The organism is Arthrobacter sp. zg-Y40 (genome assembly GCF_020731535.1).
Lineage (GTDB): Bacteria > Actinomycetota > Actinomycetes > Actinomycetales > Micrococcaceae > Arthrobacter_B.
Map to the genome: position 1 here is coordinate 1 of NZ_JAJFZS010000003.1, position 16,386 is coordinate 16,386.

At 68.2% G+C, this 16,386-nt stretch carries 15 protein-coding genes; 3 read left to right on the top strand and 12 right to left on the bottom strand.

The genetic code is table 11. From position 1 onward, the window contains the following. Positions 1 to 104: 104 nt before the first annotated feature. A complete protein-coding gene (locus tag LJ754_RS03670) occupies positions 105 to 1,676 on the bottom strand; it encodes an MFS transporter (protein ID WP_442860303.1) in 1,572 nt (523 codons plus the stop codon). A 213-nt stretch (positions 1,677 to 1,889) separates the two neighbouring features. Beyond that, positions 1,890 to 2,663 carry an SGNH/GDSL hydrolase family protein gene (locus LJ754_RS03675; RefSeq protein ID WP_227911793.1) on the bottom strand — a complete coding sequence of 258 codons (774 nt, stop codon included), beginning with the start codon at positions 2,661 to 2,663 and terminating at the stop codon, positions 1,890 to 1,892. Between the two features lie 94 nt (positions 2,664 to 2,757). On the opposite strand from LJ754_RS03675, the gene LJ754_RS03680 reads away from it, so the two are divergent. Further along, on the top strand, positions 2,758 to 3,720 hold the full coding sequence (locus tag LJ754_RS03680; protein ID WP_227911794.1) for a diacylglycerol/lipid kinase family protein: 963 nt from the start codon (positions 2,758 to 2,760) through the stop codon (positions 3,718 to 3,720). Positions 3,721 to 3,730: 10 nt separating this feature from the next. On the opposite strand, the gene LJ754_RS03685 is transcribed toward LJ754_RS03680, so the two are convergent. Continuing rightward, a complete protein-coding gene (locus LJ754_RS03685; protein WP_227925509.1) occupies positions 3,731 to 4,564 on the bottom strand; it encodes a M23 family metallopeptidase in 834 nt (277 codons plus the stop codon). A 281-nt stretch (positions 4,565 to 4,845) separates the two neighbouring features. Here LJ754_RS03685 and LJ754_RS03690 point away from each other — a divergent pair, with 281 nt between their 5' ends. Then, positions 4,846 to 5,553: a hypothetical protein gene (locus LJ754_RS03690; RefSeq protein WP_227925512.1), complete on the top strand. Its 708-nt coding sequence runs from the start codon at positions 4,846 to 4,848 to the stop codon at positions 5,551 to 5,553. Here LJ754_RS03690 and LJ754_RS03695 read toward each other — a convergent pair. From LJ754_RS03695 to LJ754_RS03730, 8 genes are all read right to left on the bottom strand, one after another. Beyond that, positions 5,505 to 6,542: a FecCD family ABC transporter permease gene (locus LJ754_RS03695; protein ID WP_227925514.1), complete on the bottom strand. Its 1,038-nt coding sequence runs from the start codon at positions 6,540 to 6,542 to the stop codon at positions 5,505 to 5,507. The genes LJ754_RS03690 and LJ754_RS03695 overlap by 49 nt on opposite strands. 47 nt (positions 6,543 to 6,589) lie before the next feature. Continuing rightward, positions 6,590 to 7,720, bottom strand: a complete 1,131-nt coding sequence (locus tag LJ754_RS03700) for a FecCD family ABC transporter permease (protein WP_227911798.1) — start codon at positions 7,718 to 7,720, stop codon at positions 6,590 to 6,592. Beyond that, complete coding sequence (locus LJ754_RS03705) at positions 7,704 to 8,732, bottom strand: iron-siderophore ABC transporter substrate-binding protein (protein WP_227925515.1); 1,029 nt, start codon at positions 8,730 to 8,732, stop codon at positions 7,704 to 7,706. Before LJ754_RS03705 ends, LJ754_RS03700 begins: the two co-directional genes overlap by 17 nt. Before the next feature lie 90 nt (positions 8,733 to 8,822). Next, positions 8,823 to 9,821, bottom strand: coding sequence for a siderophore-interacting protein (locus LJ754_RS03710; RefSeq protein ID WP_227912402.1), 999 nt, complete (start codon positions 9,819 to 9,821; stop codon positions 8,823 to 8,825). Between the two features lie 140 nt (positions 9,822 to 9,961). Beyond that, on the bottom strand, positions 9,962 to 10,849 hold the full coding sequence (locus LJ754_RS03715; RefSeq protein WP_227925517.1) for an ABC transporter ATP-binding protein: 888 nt from the start codon (positions 10,847 to 10,849) through the stop codon (positions 9,962 to 9,964). Position 10,850: 1 nt separating this feature from the next. Further along, on the bottom strand, positions 10,851 to 11,822 hold the full coding sequence (locus tag LJ754_RS03720; protein WP_227925773.1) for a FecCD family ABC transporter permease: 972 nt from the start codon (positions 11,820 to 11,822) through the stop codon (positions 10,851 to 10,853). 89 nt (positions 11,823 to 11,911) lie between these two features. Further along, positions 11,912 to 12,943: a FecCD family ABC transporter permease gene (locus LJ754_RS03725; RefSeq protein WP_227912404.1), complete on the bottom strand. Its 1,032-nt coding sequence runs from the start codon at positions 12,941 to 12,943 to the stop codon at positions 11,912 to 11,914. A 184-nt stretch (positions 12,944 to 13,127) separates the two neighbouring features. Further along, complete coding sequence (locus LJ754_RS03730; RefSeq protein ID WP_227925519.1) at positions 13,128 to 14,156, bottom strand: glutathione S-transferase family protein; 1,029 nt, start codon at positions 14,154 to 14,156, stop codon at positions 13,128 to 13,130. 128 nt (positions 14,157 to 14,284) lie between these two features. Between LJ754_RS03730 and LJ754_RS03735 the strand changes: the two genes are divergently transcribed. Next, positions 14,285 to 15,331, top strand: coding sequence for an NAD-dependent epimerase/dehydratase family protein (locus LJ754_RS03735; protein WP_227925521.1), 1,047 nt, complete (start codon positions 14,285 to 14,287; stop codon positions 15,329 to 15,331). Positions 15,332 to 15,340: 9 nt separating this feature from the next. Here LJ754_RS03735 and LJ754_RS03740 read toward each other — a convergent pair whose 3' ends face one another. Beyond that, positions 15,341 to 16,321, bottom strand: coding sequence for an NAD(P)/FAD-dependent oxidoreductase (locus LJ754_RS03740; RefSeq protein ID WP_227925523.1), 981 nt, complete (start codon positions 16,319 to 16,321; stop codon positions 15,341 to 15,343). Between the last annotated feature and the right edge of the window lie 65 nt (positions 16,322 to 16,386).

Genomic DNA, 16,386 nt, shown 5'->3' on the forward strand with positions numbered 1-16,386 from the left:
ACCACCGGCGCAATCCGGGGCGTTAAACCAGTGCTGCCGGCCGGACGCGAGGCGTCCGGCCGGCAGCCGGGGTGCTGCTGTTACTGCTGTTACTGCTGTGCCAGCTAGCGGCCCGCGGGTTCTGCAGTTGCCGCGCCGTCGCCGTCACGCTCCGTGCCGAGTGTCTCAAAGGGCAGCGAGTCAACGTCCAGATTGGGGTTCTCATCCTGCCCGGCTACCAGCTCGTATGCCTCGGCCTCAGTGTCCACGCTGGGCATGGACCCCGGCATGGGCCGCTGCGCGGATTCCTTCATGAAGATCACCGCAATGGCGCCGGCCACTGAGGTGAACATCAGCCAGTACGCCGGGGACATGTCATTGTCCGTGAGGGCGATCAGGCCCTGCATGATCAGCGGAGCGGTACCGCCGAAGACGGCGGTGGCAACGTTGTAGGAGATGCCCATGGCGCCGTACCGGCTGGAGGTCTGGAACAGGGAAGGCAGCGTGGCGGCCAGGTTGCCCACATAGAAGGTCACCGGGACGGCGAGCAGCAGCAGGCCCAGCAGCGTAGTGGCAACCGGACCCTGGCCAATCAGCATAAAGGCAGGAACAGCCAGCACGATGGTGGATCCGGCACCGATCCACAGCACGGGGCGGCGGCCGATCCGGTCCGACAGCTTGCCGGCGAGCGGAATGCACAGGGCCATAACCACCAGGACGGGAATGGTCAGCAGGGTGCCGTGGATCGGATCGTAGCCCTTGGAATCAGTCAGGTAGGACGGCATGTAGGACGTAAGTGCGTAGCCCACCGAGTTGACGGCGGCCACGAGGACCATAGCCAACACAATCGGACGCCAGTAGGCGCGGAAGATTCCCATGGTGCCCAGCGACTCGGTTTCGTCACCGGCCTTGGCGCTGGCTTCCTGGGCGTCCAGCGTGGCCTGGAAAGCCGGGGATTCTTCGATTTTCAGCCGGAAGTAGATGGCGAAGGCACCCAGCGGTCCCGCAATAAGGAAGGGAATGCGCCAACCCCAGCCCACCATGTCGGACTCGGAGAGCAGCAGCTGCATCACCGAAACGACGGCGGCACCCAGGGCAAAGCCCATGTAACTGCCAAGGTCCAGGATGCTGGCCAGGAAACCCCGCCGCTTGTCGGAGGCGTATTCCGAAACGAAGGTGGTGGCACCGGCATACTCACCGCCGGTAGAGAAGCCCTGCAGCAGCTTCATCAGCACCAGCAGGATCGGAGCCCAGATGCCGATGGTGTCGTAGCTGGGCAGCAGGCCGATGACGAAAGTGGAAGCGGCCATCATGATCAGCGTCATGGCCAGGGTCTTCTGCCGGCCGATGCGGTCACCAAGGCGCCCGAACACGACGCCGCCCAGCGGGCGGGCAATGAAGGTGGCCGCGAAGACACCCAGGCTGAAGAGCAGCTGCGCATCCTTGTCTGCGTCGGACAGGAAGACGGCACCCATGGTGACGGCGAGGTAGCCGTATACGCCGACGTCGAACCACTCCATGGTGTTGCCGACGACGGTTCCGCCCACTGCCTTTTTCATCATGGCCTTGTCGACCACGTTGACGTCGTCAAACTCCAGCCTGCGCCGCCTCAGCGGTGGCATCCGCAGCTTGCGGGCCCTTACCTTGGCGGATGATTCCGGGGTTCCGGAAATGTGGGGCGGTGCATCTTTCGACATGTCGGCCTTCCCTCGATGAAGTCAGCTGCTGGGAACAGAAGCAGCCGCCCGGCGCCAAATAGGGCCGGGCAGACCTACAAGTTTAGGAAAATCTCCTGGCCACACCGAATCGAAGGGGCGAATTCCGCCGGTTTTACGCGGCAGGGAAGGCGATTCAGCCCAATAAACAGGGGACTTATCTTCAGTTATGTGATTTGGCCCATAACCGCCGGTTCAGGCAGGCAGCGGTGGGTGTGTCAGCTCTGGATAACGGGCTGTGAGGTTGTCTCCGGAGGAGACGCCGCGCAGTCTGCGGCTCACCCAGGGGCCAAGGTAAACACGAGCCCACTGGGCGTCCCGGCGCAGCTGTTCCACCCGGTTGCGGGAGGGCAGGTTCTCCAGTTCCGGCACGTCGATTGCGTCGGTTCCGCGCAGCACTTCCAGGACCTTCTTGGCGGTGAGCATATGACCGGCGGGAGACATGTGGATCCGGTCCACCGCCCAGTAGCGTTCGTCCTGGAGCTCCCGCATCCGCCAGTAGTCCACCAGCACGGCCTCGTTCTTCTCCACGATTTCCCGCACCAGCTCGTTGTACACGGCTGTGCGCCCCCGGGTCCGGCCGATGACCGGTGCGCTGCCCGAGTCAAACCCGGTGAAGACCATCACCGCTGCGCCGCTGGAGCGCAGCTTCGCGATGCCTCCTTCGTAGGCAGCCACGATGGCGTCAATGTCCACCTTCGGGCGCAGGATGTCATTGCCGCCGGCGTAAATGGTGACCAAAGTGGGAGACATGGCAATAGCCGCATCCACCTGCTCGTTCAGGACCTGGTGCAGCTTTTTGCCCCGGATTGCCAGGTTCGCGTACCCCCAGGAGCTGTCGGCAAGCACCAGCTGTTCGGCAACCCGGTCCGCCCAGCCCCGCACACCGTTGGGGCGGGTTTCATCCTCATCCCCCACACCTTCCGTAAACGAATCCCCCAGGGCCACATATCGTTGCGTAAAGTTCACCACCACAGGTTACAAGCTCGGACCCGGGCCCTTTCACCACACCCCCGGGCTAGACTCGGAGCGGAACAGTTCGCATGCTTACGATAAGGACACCATGACCAGCCAGGAACCACAGAAGCGCCAGCGCGCTGCTGTCATTGTGAACCCCATCAAGAAAACGGACTTCGACGTGCGCGTCCGCGTGGCCGAGATCTGCGCGGACGAAGGCTGGGAGGAACCGCTGTTCTTCGACACCGAGGCGGAGGACCCGGGGCATTCCATGACCCGCAAGGCGATGGAGGCCGGCGTGGACCTGGTCATCGCCGCCGGCGGCGACGGCACCGTCCGCTGCGTGGCTGCCGAACTGGCCGGTACCACCTTCCCCATGGGACTGCTGCCGCTGGGCACCGGCAACCTGCTGGCACGGAACCTCGACATCGGCGTCGACGATCCCGAGCAGGCGGTCCGCGCCGCCCTGAACGGCACCGAGCGGCGCATCGACGTCGTGCACGTGACCGTTGACGAGAACGTGGACAGCGACACGTTCCTGGTGATGGCCGGACTGGGCTACGACGCCGGCATGATGGCGGACACCAAGGACGCCCTCAAGGACAAGATCGGCTGGCTGGCCTATGTGGATGCCGGCATCCGCAACCTGCCCGGCAAACCGGTGAAGACCACCATCTCGATTGACGGCGGCAAGCCGATCCAGCGCCGGCTGCGCAGCGTGATGGGCGGCAACTGCGGCAAGATCACCGGCGGACTGGAAATTTTCCCCGGCGCCCGCCTCGATGACGGCCTGCTGGACATCCTGACCCTGGCTCCGAAGGGCAAGCTGGGCTGGTTCGGTGTAGTGACGGGGCTGCTGCGCCGCGGCAAGGGCAGCAGCACCGCCGTGGAGTACTACCAGTGCAAGCGCGCCGAGGTGTGGGCCGAGTCCCCCTTGGACTTCGAGATGGACGGGGACCACCTCGGCAGCGCCACGCACATCCTGTTCGAAACGGAGTCGAATGCCCTGCGCATCCGGATGCCGTACGGCAAGAAGGATCCGGCAGTCCTGAGCAACCCGGTGCCGTAGCCCGCCCCGGCTACAGCCAGCCCATCGGGTCTTCGTAGGCTCCGTGGCGCAGCACCTCGAAGTGGAGGTGCGGGCCGGTGGAGTTGCCGGTGCTGCCCACGCCGGCAATGACCTGCCCCGCTTCGACGGTCTGGCCCACTTCAACGTCAATGCTGTTGAGGTGGTTGTAGGTGGTCTGCAGGCCGTCTCCGTGGTCAATGACGATCCGCAGCCCGCCGCCGCCGGTGGTGTGCCAGCCCGCTTCCACCACGGTGCCGGCGGCAGAAGCCTTCACCGGAGTGCCGGTGCCTGCACCGAAGTCGGTGCCGGTGTGGAACTCCAGGGCACCCGGCGCCAGCGGATTCTCGCGGTAGCCGAACGGGGACGTGACGGGGGCGTCGTCCAGCGGAGCGACTGGTCCCTGCGGGACGGGCACGGGAACTGCTTCCGTGCCCCCGCCTGCGGGCCCGGCCTGCGCCGCCGGGGCGGCCGGACCTCCTCCGGACTCAGGGGCCGCCGGTGTCGCAGCCGCGGCTTCAGCGCTCAGCGACGCAACCACTGCCTGCCGTTCCAGCTGCAGCTCCGGTTCGGCGGAACCTGCCGCCCCGCCTACCAGGCCGGCAATAACGACGGCGGCGGCAACCCCCAGCGCTCCGGTCCGGTTCGCCGGGGTGTCGTGCTCGTGGATCCAGTCCTTCGCCTGGGTACGCAGGTCGCGGGGCTTGCGGGTGGCCGCGTGCGCTCCCCGGGGGCGCCGTTCCACCAGGTCGCGGGCCCGGTCCCGGACGTTATGCATGGTGCGGAGCAGGATCCGGCCGGAGACGGTTTCATATGCCTGTGCGGGTTCAAAAAAGTGCTCGGTCAACAATCACCTCAGCGTGAGTATTGGTCAAGGACTCTTCATGCACCGGACCCTTGTCCGGGTCCCTGTCTATGCATCGGGCCTGGTGTGCCTTCGACACCGGCCATATTTCGATTCTAGGAAGGGCGGTGAGCCCATTCGACAATATGTGGGCAATCCCAAATTCCTGCGTGACCGGCGCCCCTGCTCCTGTGTCCGCCGTCACGGACCGGTTGCAGATGGATTAGCATCACTAGCGCAAGTGCCTGCCGTCGACGGCGGGCCGAACCATCCGGGGGATACTCATGCGGCCGCATCACCTGTTCTTCGTCAGCGCCGGCACCTTTGCTGCCGCCTGGCTCGTCCTGTCCTACTGCAACGCTCCCCGGTTCGGTCCGGCCGTGGTTGCGGTGATCGTGGTCCTGACGCTGTGGACCTGTGGTTATGTGCTGAACAACCGGCGCGCCGCACGGGCCGCCGGCATCCGGCTGCAGGGCCGGAGGGCTGACCGCCAGGTATTGGTCAACCGCTCCCCTGCACAGTTCGCCGAACTGCTGGACACCGTTTTTGGCGCGGTTGGATTGTATTACCGCGGTATCCAGGAGGTACCCGGAGGCGTCTTTACGCGGGCCCGGAACCGCACGGTGCTGGCGAGCGAACCTTTGTTCGTGGTGTCCGCGCCCGGCCCCGACGGTGGAACGCTGGTGCGGGTTGCCGCGGAACACCCCAAGGGCACCTTGAACTGGGGCGAAGCCAGCCGGCAGGTCAGGCTCCTGCTGGGTGAACTTTCCAAGTGGGACGCCTACGTGCGCGACAACGCAAAGGCGGATCCGCTGCCCTGGCCGCATGCACCGCTGGAACTGAAGCCGCTGCCGGCAGGGTATTCCGAGCTGGCGCTGCCGGCGGAGTACCCGGAGCCCCTGGCGGATGAGGAGGATTGGGGCCTGGATGAGGAGGATTCTCCTCAGAACAAGCCTTTCCGGGCTTCGGTCCACAAAAGCCAGCCCAAGTAGAGGCTGCCCAGGCCCGCGGTGAAAATCCCCACGGGCAGGGCCGGGCCGACGTCGATCTGCTGCACGGTGAAATCGGACAACGTCAGCACCAGGGCACCCACCAGGGCGGGGGCAACGACTCCGGGCGAGGAAGTCCCCAGCAGCCGTAGGGCAATCTGCGGGGCCACCAGGGCCACAAAGGCCACCGGCCCGCAGACGCTGACGGCGGTAGCGGCGAGTACCACGGCCAGCAGCACGGCGACCGTCCGGGTCCGGTCCACCCGGACGCCGAGGGATTCGGCCAGCTCATCGCCAAGGGCCACCAGGTCCAGCCGGCGCTGCAGGGCTGCCGCCGCGGGCAGCACCACGGCCACGGCAATCCCGATAGTGGCAACGTGGGACCAGGACCGGGATGCCAGGGATCCGTTGAGGTAGAACGCCAGCGTCTGGGCCTGCTGCTCGCCCAGGGTCGTCATCGCCAGCGAAGTCAGCGCGGAGGCGACGGCGGAAATGCCGATGCCGGCCACAATCATTTTCCCGGGCCGGGCAAAGCCCCGTCCGGTGCCCAGCCAGACCAGGGCCACGGCCAGTCCGCCGCCCAGGATCGCCGCCACGGGGACGGGCACGTAGCCGGGCCACAGGGCGGTGGCTGCGGCGCCGGCGGCAGCGCCGCTGGTCAGGCCAACCACCTCAGGACTGCCCAGGGGATTGCGGGTGACAGTCTGAAAGAGGGAACCTGCCACGCCCAGCGCCATTCCGGCGCCCACGGCGGTCAGGAATCGGGGCCCGCGCAAACGTTCCAGGACAAAGGCGCCGCTGCCTTCCGGCGGTGACACGGCCAGGGCCAGCAGCTCGGTCCAGGACAGTCCCAGTTTCCCGGCGGTCAAAGTGAATGCACCCACCAGCAGCACGGCCACGGCCAGGAGAACGGATAGGAGCAGGCTGCGCTGGCGGTACCGGATACTCAGCTTCGAGCCCAGCCGGAGGGTACGCGTGCCGCTGGGTGGCACCGCACTGGACCCACGGGCCGCAGCGGGTGCGACCCGCGTCCGGGCGCTCATGCGACGGCTCGCATCCGGCGCACGGCCAGGATCAGCAGCGGTGCACCGAGCAGGGCGGTCACGACGCCGGTGAGCAGTTCCCCGGGCTGGGCCGCCAGGCGGCCCAGGACATCGGCGAACAGCAGCAGTGCCGGGCCGGTGAGGGCGCTCAGGACCAGCAGCCAGCGGTGGTCCGGGCCCGCGAAGCTGCGCACTATGTGCGGCACGGCCAGGCCGACAAACCCGATGGGTCCGACGGCGGCGGTTGCGGAGGCGCACAGCAGCGTGGCGGCCAGGGCACCGGTGATCTTGGCTGCCTGGGGGTGCAGGCCCAGCGACGCCGCCGCCTCCTCCCCCAGCGCCAGCGCGTTCAGTGACCGGCCGGTGGCCAGGGCCGCGGCCAGTCCCACGAGGAAGAACGGCAGGACGTCTTGGGCCTGCTCCAGGGTGCGGCCGCTGAGGGACCCGACGGCCCAGAACCGGTACATGGTGAAAACGTCCGGACGCGTCAGGGCAACGGCCTGGATGTAGGACATCAGCACCGCCGACATCACCGTGCCGGCCAGCACCAGGCGCACCGGGGTCGAACCCCGCCGGCCCGAGGACAGGCCGTACACCACGACGACGGTAAGCAGCGCGCCGGGCAGGGCCAGCCATACATTGGCGCCGGCCGCGCCGGCCCCGAAGAACGCCATGCCGGTGACCATGGCCGCGGCGGCACCGGCGTTAACGCCCAGGATGCCCGGGTCCGCCAGCGGATTGCGTGTCAGGCCCTGCATGATCACCCCGGCCACGGCCAGTGCGGCACCGGCCATGATGCCCAGGACGGTGCGCGGGATCCGGCTGGCCACCACGTCATCCGCGTAGGTGCTGCCGGTGCCGGTGAGCTCGGTCCACAGGGAGGCAGCCACCTCGCCGGGACTCAGCTGATGTGCTCCCACGGCCAGGCTGGTCACCACGGCCAGGACCAGGAGGGCTGCACCCGCACTAAGCAGCACCGCCCCGCGGCCCGCGCCAACGGACGCCCGCCGGGCCGGTGCGGGCCCCGCCGGAGCGCCGGGAGCGGCCGGTGCTGATGCACCGGCCGCTGCGGGGTCCGCGGCTTCCGCCCGGACCCCAGGCGGAAGCGAATCAGCCGACCTTGGCAACTGCTTCTTCGATCATCGGTTCGAACCGATCCAGGACCCACGGGACGCTCAGCGGGGTGAGGAAGCTGGAGCCCATGCCTACCTGGCGGTCCAGGTTGCGGACCACGGAGTCGCGTTCCACGGCGGGAATCGAGGCGAACAGCCGCTGTTCCTCGGTGCGCTGCTGCTCGGCTTCATCGTTGTACCAGGTGAACAGCACGTCCACGTTGTTGAGCTTCTCGGCGTTTTCCAGTCCCAGCTCGGAGGTGAAGCTGCCTTCGCTCGAGGGAATGTCCTTCACCTCGGGCGCCACGGTCATGCCCAGAGCGGTGAGCATGTCCACGCGCGCGTCACCCTCGTTGTACAGCACCAGGGAACCGGGTGCGCCGCCGCCCCACACATAGGCGAAGGTCTTGCCGGCAAATTCGGGGTGCTCCGCGGCGCTGTCGGCCAGGGACGTCTTGATACCGGCTACCGCTTCCTCTGCGGCCTCCGGCTCGCCCAGCGCCTTCCCGATCACCGAAATCTGGTCATCCCAGTCGATGTTCCAGGCCTTTTCGGGGTAGGCAACCGTGGGCGCCAGGTCATTGAGGATGTCGAAGTCCTCCTGCGTGATGCCCGAGTTCGGGGCCAGGATCAGGTCCGGTTCCAGCGCCACGATCGCATCAATGTCGATGTCGGTGCCGCCGGTGAAGGTGGCAGGGAGGTCGTCGCCCCGTTCCTCGATGGCTTCGGTGACCCACGGGTAGTTGCCGTGCTCGTCATTGCCCCAGGTGACTTCTTCCACGCCTACGGGGGTGGTGCCCAGCGCGACGGCGGTGTCTGCGGATCCCCAGCCGATGGTCACCACGCGTTCGGGCTTCTTTTCGATGACGGCCTCGCCCAGCGCGGATTCCACCGTCACCGGGAACTGCGCGGACGCCGTACCGGATTCTTCGGCCGGGCTCGAGTCCGAAGCCTCGGCACCGCAGCCGCTCAAACCGAGCAGGAGCGCGGGAACCGCCAGCAGGGCGGCCTTGGGGGCACGTTTCATGTTTTGTCCTCTCAGAAGTCCGGCCCGCCGAACGGCGGGCCGGTAAAGCCAAAAACGGGGTGGAGCGGGCCGGCGGGTCCGCCGGCAGGGCTAGGACTCGGCGCGTCCCTTGCGCCAGTAGCCCATAAAGGCCACCTGCTTGCGGTCAATGCCGACGTCGCGGACCAGGTAGCGGCGCAGTCCGCGGACCACGGCCGCCTCGCCGGCAATCCAGGCGTAGAAGGGCAGGGCACCGGAAGGTGCGTGTGGATTGGGGGTGGCCTGCACGGCGGCCGGGTCCAGGCGCTGCGGGGTCTCCCACAGGATTGCCTCGTCCACGTTGATTTCCTCCGGTTCCGACAGCGCCGGGCGCTGGCGGAACGGCACGCCGTCAGCGGTTTCCACCGAGGCCCAGCCCGGCAGTGCCACGGTCTGCCGCACCGCGGCGTCGAGCAGTTCACCGTGGGGCCGGTTACCCCGGGCCAGCCAGATCATCTGCACCCCGGAAGCGGTGCGGACCGGCTGGCGGTCGGCGGTGGAAGGGATTTCCATCAGGGCGTGGCCGGTGACATCTTCGGGCAGGGATTCCAGGATGGCGGTGATGGCCGGGACGGCGGTTTCATCGCCGGCCAGCAGCACATGCCGGGCCATCCCCGGGCGCCATTCAATGCCGCCGTAGGCTTCGGCGGTCACGCACTGGGCCGCGTTGGGGCCGATGATGCATACCCGGTCGCCGGGCTGCGCGGCAGCGGCCCAGCTGGAGGCCGGCCCGCCATTGCCGTCTTCGTCGAAATGCAGCACGAAGTCCACGTCGATCTCCGGCTCCGGGCCGGTGCAGCGGGCACCGCGGACGGTGTAGGTACGCATGCAGCCGCGGGTGGCCGGGTTCAGCTTCAGCCAGTCCTGGTACCAGCCGGCTGATAGCTCAGACAGGTCCGGCAGCGGCAGCGAGGTGCCTTCGGCGTCCACGCAGGGCACAATCACCTTGATCCGCAGGTCATGGGTTTCACCGGAGATGCCGAAGTCGGACAAACAGGCCCCTGCGAAGGTGATGCGCTGGAAGTTGGCCCCCAGCCGGACAATCCGCTTCACCTCGACGTCGAAGGACATTACCGCCCCGGCAGTGCGTGCCCGGCGCGGCCGGACGGGTGCGGTACCGGCAGGCACAGCCGCGTCAGCAGGCACAGCCGCGTCAGCAGGCACAGCCGCGTCAGCCGGCACAGCCGTGGCCCCGTTGGTGGAACCATGGGTCATGATGCTGCCTCCAGGCGTTCGGTGGGGCGGCGGTCCGCCGGGTTGGGCATATACCCCTGCGACGGTTCCGGTTCCGGTTCCGGCTCCGGTGCCGCACTGTGGTGGCGGCCCAGGGGAACCACCATGGGCGTGCCGGACACCGGGTCCGGAATCACGCGGGAGGACAGGCCGAAGACGGTGCTGACCAGGTCCTCGCTCACCACATCTGCGGGGGCTCCTTCGGCGGCAATCCGGCCGTCCTTCATGGCCACCAGGTGGTCCGCGTAGCGGGCGGCCAGGTTCAGGTCATGCAGCACAATGGCCACCGTGGTGCCGGCGCGCCGGTTCAGGTCGGTAATCAGGTCCAGCACTTCAATCTGGTGGGTGACGTCCAGGAAGGTGGTGGGCTCGTCCAACAGCAGGATGTCCGTTTCCTGCGCCAGGGCCATGGCAATCCAGACCCGCTGGCGCTGTCCGCCGGAAAGTTCGTCCACGTTCCGCGCCGCCAGGTCAACGGTGTCCGTGGCGGCCAGCGCGGCGGCGACGGCGGCGTCGTCGTCGGCGCTCCACTGCCGGAACCAGCCCTGGTGCGGGTAGCGGCCGCGGCCCACCAGATCCGCCACGGTAATGCCCTCCGGTGCCGTGGGGGTCTGCGGAAGCAGGCCCAGGGTCCGGGCCACCTGGCGGCTGGGCACCGAGTGGATGTCCTTGCCGTTGAGGTAGACCGTGCCGCCGGACGGCTTGAGCAGCCGGGCCAGCCCGCGCAGCAGCGTGGACTTCCCGCAGGCGTTCGCGCCCACGATGATGGTGATCTTGCCCGCGGGCAGGGTCAGCGAAAGGGAATCCACCACCTTGCGCTCGTCGTACGCGAGTTCCAGTTTCTCTGCGGAAAGAAGGTTCTCCATGTCAGCCTCCTTGGCCTACGCGGTTTGACGTGACCAGCAGCCACAGAAGGAAAGGTGCGCCCAGCGCGCCGGTGACGACCCCTACGGGCATGGTGACGCCCGGGATGAGGTTGGCGCCGGCAAAATCGGCGGCGAGGACAATGCAGGCGCCCACCAGCCCGGCCGTGAGCAGCGTGGTTTGCCCGTGCATCAGGCGGCGGGCAATGGGCCCGGAAAGGAACGCGATGAAGGCCACCGGACCGGCGGCGGCGGTGGCGACGGCGGCCAAGGCCACCGCCGTAATGATCAGGGCCAGCCGCGCGGTTTCCACCCGGATGCCCAGCCCGGCGGCGGCGTCGTCGCCCAGTTCCAGGCCGCGCATGCTCCGCGCCAGCACGGCCGCGGCGGGCAGCAGCACCAGCAGGGACACCGCCAGCACGGCGGCGCGGTCCCAGCTGCTGTTGTTCAGGGACCCGTTCAGCCACACCAGCGCCTCGGAGGCCGTCCGGATGTCGGTGCGGGTGAGCAGGTAGCTGACCAGGGCCTGCATCACGGCGGCGAAGCCGATGCCCACCAGGACCAGCCGGTAGCCGGCCACTGAACCGCGGCGGGCCAGCAGGTAGATGGCCAGCGCCACCACCAGCGCGCCGACCAGGGCCACAACGGACACAGTGGTTCCGGCGGCGCCGAAGAGCACAATGGCAGCCACGGCGCTGGCGCTGGCGCCGTAGCTGATGCCGATCACGTCCGGGCTGGCCAACGGGTTGCGCAGCAGTGTTTGGAACACCGTTCCGGCAATACCGAAAGCCACTCCGATCATGGTGCCGATCACCGCGCGCGGCAGTTTGCTCTCCATCAGGATGTAACTGGCGCCGGGGATCTGCTCGCCGAACAGGATGCGGAAGAAGTCCGGAATGGTGAAGGTGTAGGTACCCAGCAGCACGTACACCGCGAAGAGGACCAGCACGGCGGCGGCCAGCAGCGAGGGCACCAGGACCCGGCGGCGGCGGGACTGTTTCCGGGCCGCGCGGACGGCCCCGGCTGCTGCGGCGGGAGCCGCCGGGCGGGTGTCGACGGCGGCGCTCACAGTTCAGCCAGCTTCCGGCGGCGGACCAGCCAGATGAACACAGGTGCACCGAGCACCGCGGTGGTGATGCCCACCGGGATTTCGCCCGGCGGGAGCAGCACCCGTCCCACAACGTCGGCCACGACCAGCAGTGCCGGGGCCAGCAGCATGGAGAAGGGCAGGATCCAGCGGTAGTCCGGGCCGGTGAAACTGCGCACCATGTGCGGAATCACCAGGCCGATGAAGGCGATGGGACCGGCGGCGGCAGTGGCGGCACCGCACAGCAGCACCACCCCCAGCGCGGTGATGCCGCGGCTGAGTCCCACGCGCTGGCCGAGGCCGCGGGCGACGTCGTCCCCCAGGCTCAGCCCGTTGAGCGCCCGGCCGGCAAACAGGGTGATCAGGGCGCCGATGGCCAGGAACGGCAGCACGGACAGGATGGTGTCCCAGTCCCTGCCGGATACACTGCCCACCCGCCAGAACCGGAACGTGTCCAGGGTCTGCTGGCTGGAGACCAGCACGGCACTGAGCGCGGACATGAGCCCGGCGCTCAGGGCGGCGCCGGCCAGGGCCAGCTTCACCGGGGTGGCGCCGTCACGGCCCATGCTCGCCACCACGTAGACCACGACGGCGGCCAGCGCCGCACCGGCAAGGGCGAACCAGATGTAGCCGGTCAGGTTGGTGATGCCGAAGATGTAGATGCCCAGCACCACCGCGAACGCGGCGCCGGCGTTGACGCCCAGGATGCCCGGGTCCGCCAGCGGGTTGCGGGCCACGCCCTGCATGGCTGCGCCGGCCAGGCCCAGGGCCGCGCCGGTAACCAGGCCCAGGACGGTGCGGGGAATGCGGGAGGAGACCACGGCGTGGTCTCCGTTGGACGGATCGAAGTTGGTGAGCGCGTCCCAGACCGTGGCCAGCGGGACAGGCCGGGCGCCGATGGCCACTGAGGCGGTGCAGGCCAGGACCAAAACCGCAATGGTGAGCAGCAGCAGGGCCGTGCGGGTGCCGGGTCCGCGCCTGCCGTGCGGGGTACCGCCGCCCGGGACCATTGTGCCCGGGGACCCGTTGTCCCGGGCCGTGGCGGAGGGTGCGCGGGAAGGAACGCCGGCAGGGCGTGCGGCAACGCTCACGTAGGCACCTCCCCTAAGCAGCAGCAATTTCTTAAATAAGGCTAGCCTATGCTCAGGTGCTTTAAGAAACGTTTGTGTTGCGTATTAGGAAGCGCCCGGCGGCCTAGTTCCCGGCCCCGTGCCCGGGGGCCACCCGCTCGGAGTCGCGTACCGGTCCGGGCGGTGTTCCGTTGCCGAACGGGCGCCCGCCCAGCTCCTCGCGTCCGTGCTCGGAAAGCCAGTTGGACCGGTCCGGTCCCTTGGGGATGATCCCGGTGGGATTGATGTCCTCGTGGACCACGTAGTAGTGCGCCTTGATCTGCTCAAAGTCCACCGTGTCACCGAAGCCGGGGGTCTGGAACAGGTCCCGGGCGTAACCCCACAGCGCCGGCATTTCGGTGAGCTTGTTCCGGTTGCACTTGAAGTGCCCGTGGTAGACCGGGTCAAAACGCACCAGCGTGGTGAACAGCCGGACATCGGCCTCGGTAATGGTGTCCCCCACCAGGTAACGCTGCTTCGAAAGCCGGTCCTCCAGCCAGTCCATCGCCGCCCACAGCCGGTCATACGCGGCGTCGTAGGCTTCCTGCGAACCGGCGAACCCGCAGCGGTACACACCGTTGTTGACCTCGGTGAAGATCCGCTTGTTCACGGCCTCCATTTCCGCCATGTGCTCGGCCGGCAGCAGGTCCGGGGCCCCTTCGCGGTGGAAGTCCTTCCACTCGGTGGAGAAGTCCAGGGTGATCTGCGGGAAGTTGTTGGTCACCACCGCACCCGTAGGGACGTCCACGACGGCGGGAACGGTGATGCCGCGCTGATAGTCGGGGACGCGCTTGAAGAAGGCCTCCTGCAGCCGTTCGATGCCGAGCACCGGGTCCCTGCCGTCCGGATCCAGGTCGAAGGTCCAGCTGCGGGCGTCGTGGGTGGGGCCGGGCAGGCCCAGGGAAATGGCGTCTTCGAGTCCCAGCAGGCGCCGGACAATGATGGTCCGGTTGGCCCACGGGCAGGCCCGGGCCGCGATCAGCCGGTACCGTCCGGACTCCACCGGGTAGCCGTCCCGCCCGTCGCGGGTGATCCGGGTTTCAATGTAGTTGGTGTCCCGGGTGTACTCGGTTCCACCGGTCACGTAGGAGCCCTTGGTGCTGTGCGAAGTCATACGCTCACACTAGCCCCTGCACCCTGAGCTGCTAACGGCTTCCGAAGGGCCGCCCCGCTGCCGGAAATCCGGTGCGGCGGTAGAGTCGAGTGCAATGCAGCCGGCAGTGCGACGGAAGGACTTTGACCATGCGAGTAGCCGTAATCGGGGCCACCGGAAACGTGGGGACCGCCGTTCTGCGCCGGCTGGCGGAGGCCCGCCAGGAACTCGGAGAGCTGGAAGTGGCGGGAATTGCCCGCCGGATCCCGGACACCACCCAGCCTCCGTACGACGGCGTCGAGTGGCACAGCATCGACGTCGGCGACACGGCCAACGTGCCGGAACTGACCGAAGCGCTGCGCGGCGCCGACGCCGTGATCCACCTGGCCTGGCTGATCCAGCCCAACCGGGATGAGGCGGAGCTGCACCGGGTCAACGTCCAGGGTACGGAAAACGCCCTGGCTGCGGCTGCGGCAGCAGGCGTGCGGCAGTTTGTCTGCGCTTCCTCGGTCGGAGCGTACAGTCCCGCCCCCAAGGACCGGCTGACGGATGAATCCTGGCCCGCCCGGGGCATTGCCAGCTCCCACTACAGCCGGCACAAGGGCGAGCAGGAGGCCCTGCTGGACCGGTTTGAACTGGAGTACCCGGAAATTCCGGTGGCCCGGCTGCGGCCCGGACTCATCTTCTCCTCCGACGCGGGCAGCGAAATAGGGCACTATTTCATTGGCCGGTTGATCCCCAAGTTCTTCCTGAACAAGCTGTCCCTGCCGCTGATCCCGCTGCCGGATTCCTTCGTTTTCCAGGCCGTGCACGCCGACGACATTGCGGACGCCTACTGGCGCGTAGTGGACCAGCGGGCCGAGGGAGCCTTCAACATTGCAGCGGATCCGATCATCACCCCGGAGCTGCTCGCCGGCATGCTGGGTGCCAAACGGGTCTTGAACGTGCCGGTGAAACTGGTCCGCGCCGTCGTCGGCCTCACTTGGGCCGCGCACCTGCAGGCCACCGATCCGGGCTGGGTGGACATGGCCGCCGGGGCCCCGGTCATGGACACCACCCGGGCGCGCGAAGTGCTCGGCTGGCGGCCGCGCCGCACCTCCCTGGAAGCCCTGCAGTTTGTGCTGGACGGGATGAGCGCCGGCGACGGCGTGGCCGGCTCCCCGCTGCTCGCCCCGCGCAGCCGGGCCCGGAGCTAGCGGGTACGGCTAGAGGGCTTCGCGCACGGCGGCTGCCTCAACCGGACCCACCGGGCGCGGGCCGTCGCCGTCGCCGCCTACCGCCAGGCCAAGGTCCTCTTCGAGGAGCTTGGCGTTGACCACCACGGCCAGCCGGTAGGCATCTCCGGCGGCGGCCACCACCTGCGCGGAGGGGTCCGTGGCGTTTCCCACCGCCCAGATCCGTTCCCGGCTGGTGCGGCCGAGCTCGTCGGTGACGATGCAGCCGTCGTCGTCCAGGTCCAGGTCCGCTGTGAGGTCCGCGTCCAGTTCGGCCTCCGGTTCCAGGAACAGCGCCTCGCACCGCAGAGTGCGCCCGTCCGCCAGTTCCAGGCCGGTCAGGGTGTCGTTTTCGATTTCCAGGCCGGCCACCTCGCCGTCGATTACCCGGATGCCCATGGCGGCAAGCCCGCGGGCGTCCTCCTCGCCCACTTCGAGGCCGGCCTGCAGGACCAGCGTCACGTCGTCGGAGAAGGTGCGCACGAGCTGCGCCTGCTGGATGGAGGTTTGCGCGGTACCCAGCACGGCCAGCACCTTGTCCGCGTTTTCGTAGCCGTGGCAGTAGGGGCATTGCAGCACGTCCCGGCCCCAGCGTTCCCGCAGCCCGTCAATCTGGGGCAGGACGTCGCGCAGTCCCGTGGCCAGCACCACCTGCCGTCCGCGGAAGTCCCGGCCGTCGGTGGTCCGCACGCTGCCGTCGGCCGCCACCCGCGCCACGGTTGCTTCCACCAGTTCCACGCCGTACCCGCGCACCTCGGCCCGGGCCAGCTCCAGCAGTTCCGCCGGCGGCACGCCGTCCCGGGTCGGGAAGCCGTGGACGTGCCCGGCCGGGGCGTTGCGTGGGCTGCCGGCGTCGATCACCGCCACCCGGCGCCGTGCCCGGCCCAGGACCAGGGCCGCCGTCAGGCCGGCGATTCCGCCGCCCACGATCACTGCGTCATACGTGGAAGAAGAGGTTGCGGGAGTGCTCATAGACAATATTTCTACAGGATCCGCAGGGAATCATCAGCATTCTTAGTATGTTGTCTAAACTTTCC

What these genes read in the sequence shown, in the direction of transcription:
- LJ754_RS03710 (WP_227912402.1), bottom strand. Translation starts at nt 9,821, where the DNA reads ATGTCCTTCGACGTCGAGGTGAAGCGGATTGTCCGGCTGGGGGCCAAC.
- LJ754_RS03730 (WP_227925519.1), bottom strand. Translation starts at nt 14,156, where the DNA reads ATGACTTCGCACAGCACCAAGGGCTCCTACGTGACCGGTGGAACCGAG.
- LJ754_RS03690 (WP_227925512.1), top strand. Translation starts at nt 4,846, where the DNA reads ATGCGGCCGCATCACCTGTTCTTCGTCAGCGCCGGCACCTTTGCTGCC.
- LJ754_RS03715 (WP_227925517.1), bottom strand. Translation starts at nt 10,849, where the DNA reads ATGGAGAACCTTCTTTCCGCAGAGAAACTGGAACTCGCGTACGACGAG.
- LJ754_RS03735 (WP_227925521.1), top strand. Translation starts at nt 14,285, where the DNA reads ATGCGAGTAGCCGTAATCGGGGCCACCGGAAACGTGGGGACCGCCGTT.
- LJ754_RS03740 (WP_227925523.1), bottom strand. Translation starts at nt 16,321, where the DNA reads ATGAGCACTCCCGCAACCTCTTCTTCCACGTATGACGCAGTGATCGTG.
- LJ754_RS03670 (WP_442860303.1), bottom strand. Translation starts at nt 1,676, where the DNA reads ATGTCGAAAGATGCACCGCCCCACATTTCCGGAACCCCGGAATCATCC.
- LJ754_RS03680 (WP_227911794.1), top strand. Translation starts at nt 2,758, where the DNA reads ATGACCAGCCAGGAACCACAGAAGCGCCAGCGCGCTGCTGTCATTGTG.
- LJ754_RS03705 (WP_227925515.1), bottom strand. Translation starts at nt 8,732, where the DNA reads ATGAAACGTGCCCCCAAGGCCGCCCTGCTGGCGGTTCCCGCGCTCCTG.
- LJ754_RS03725 (WP_227912404.1), bottom strand. Translation starts at nt 12,943, where the DNA reads ATGGTCCCGGGCGGCGGTACCCCGCACGGCAGGCGCGGACCCGGCACC.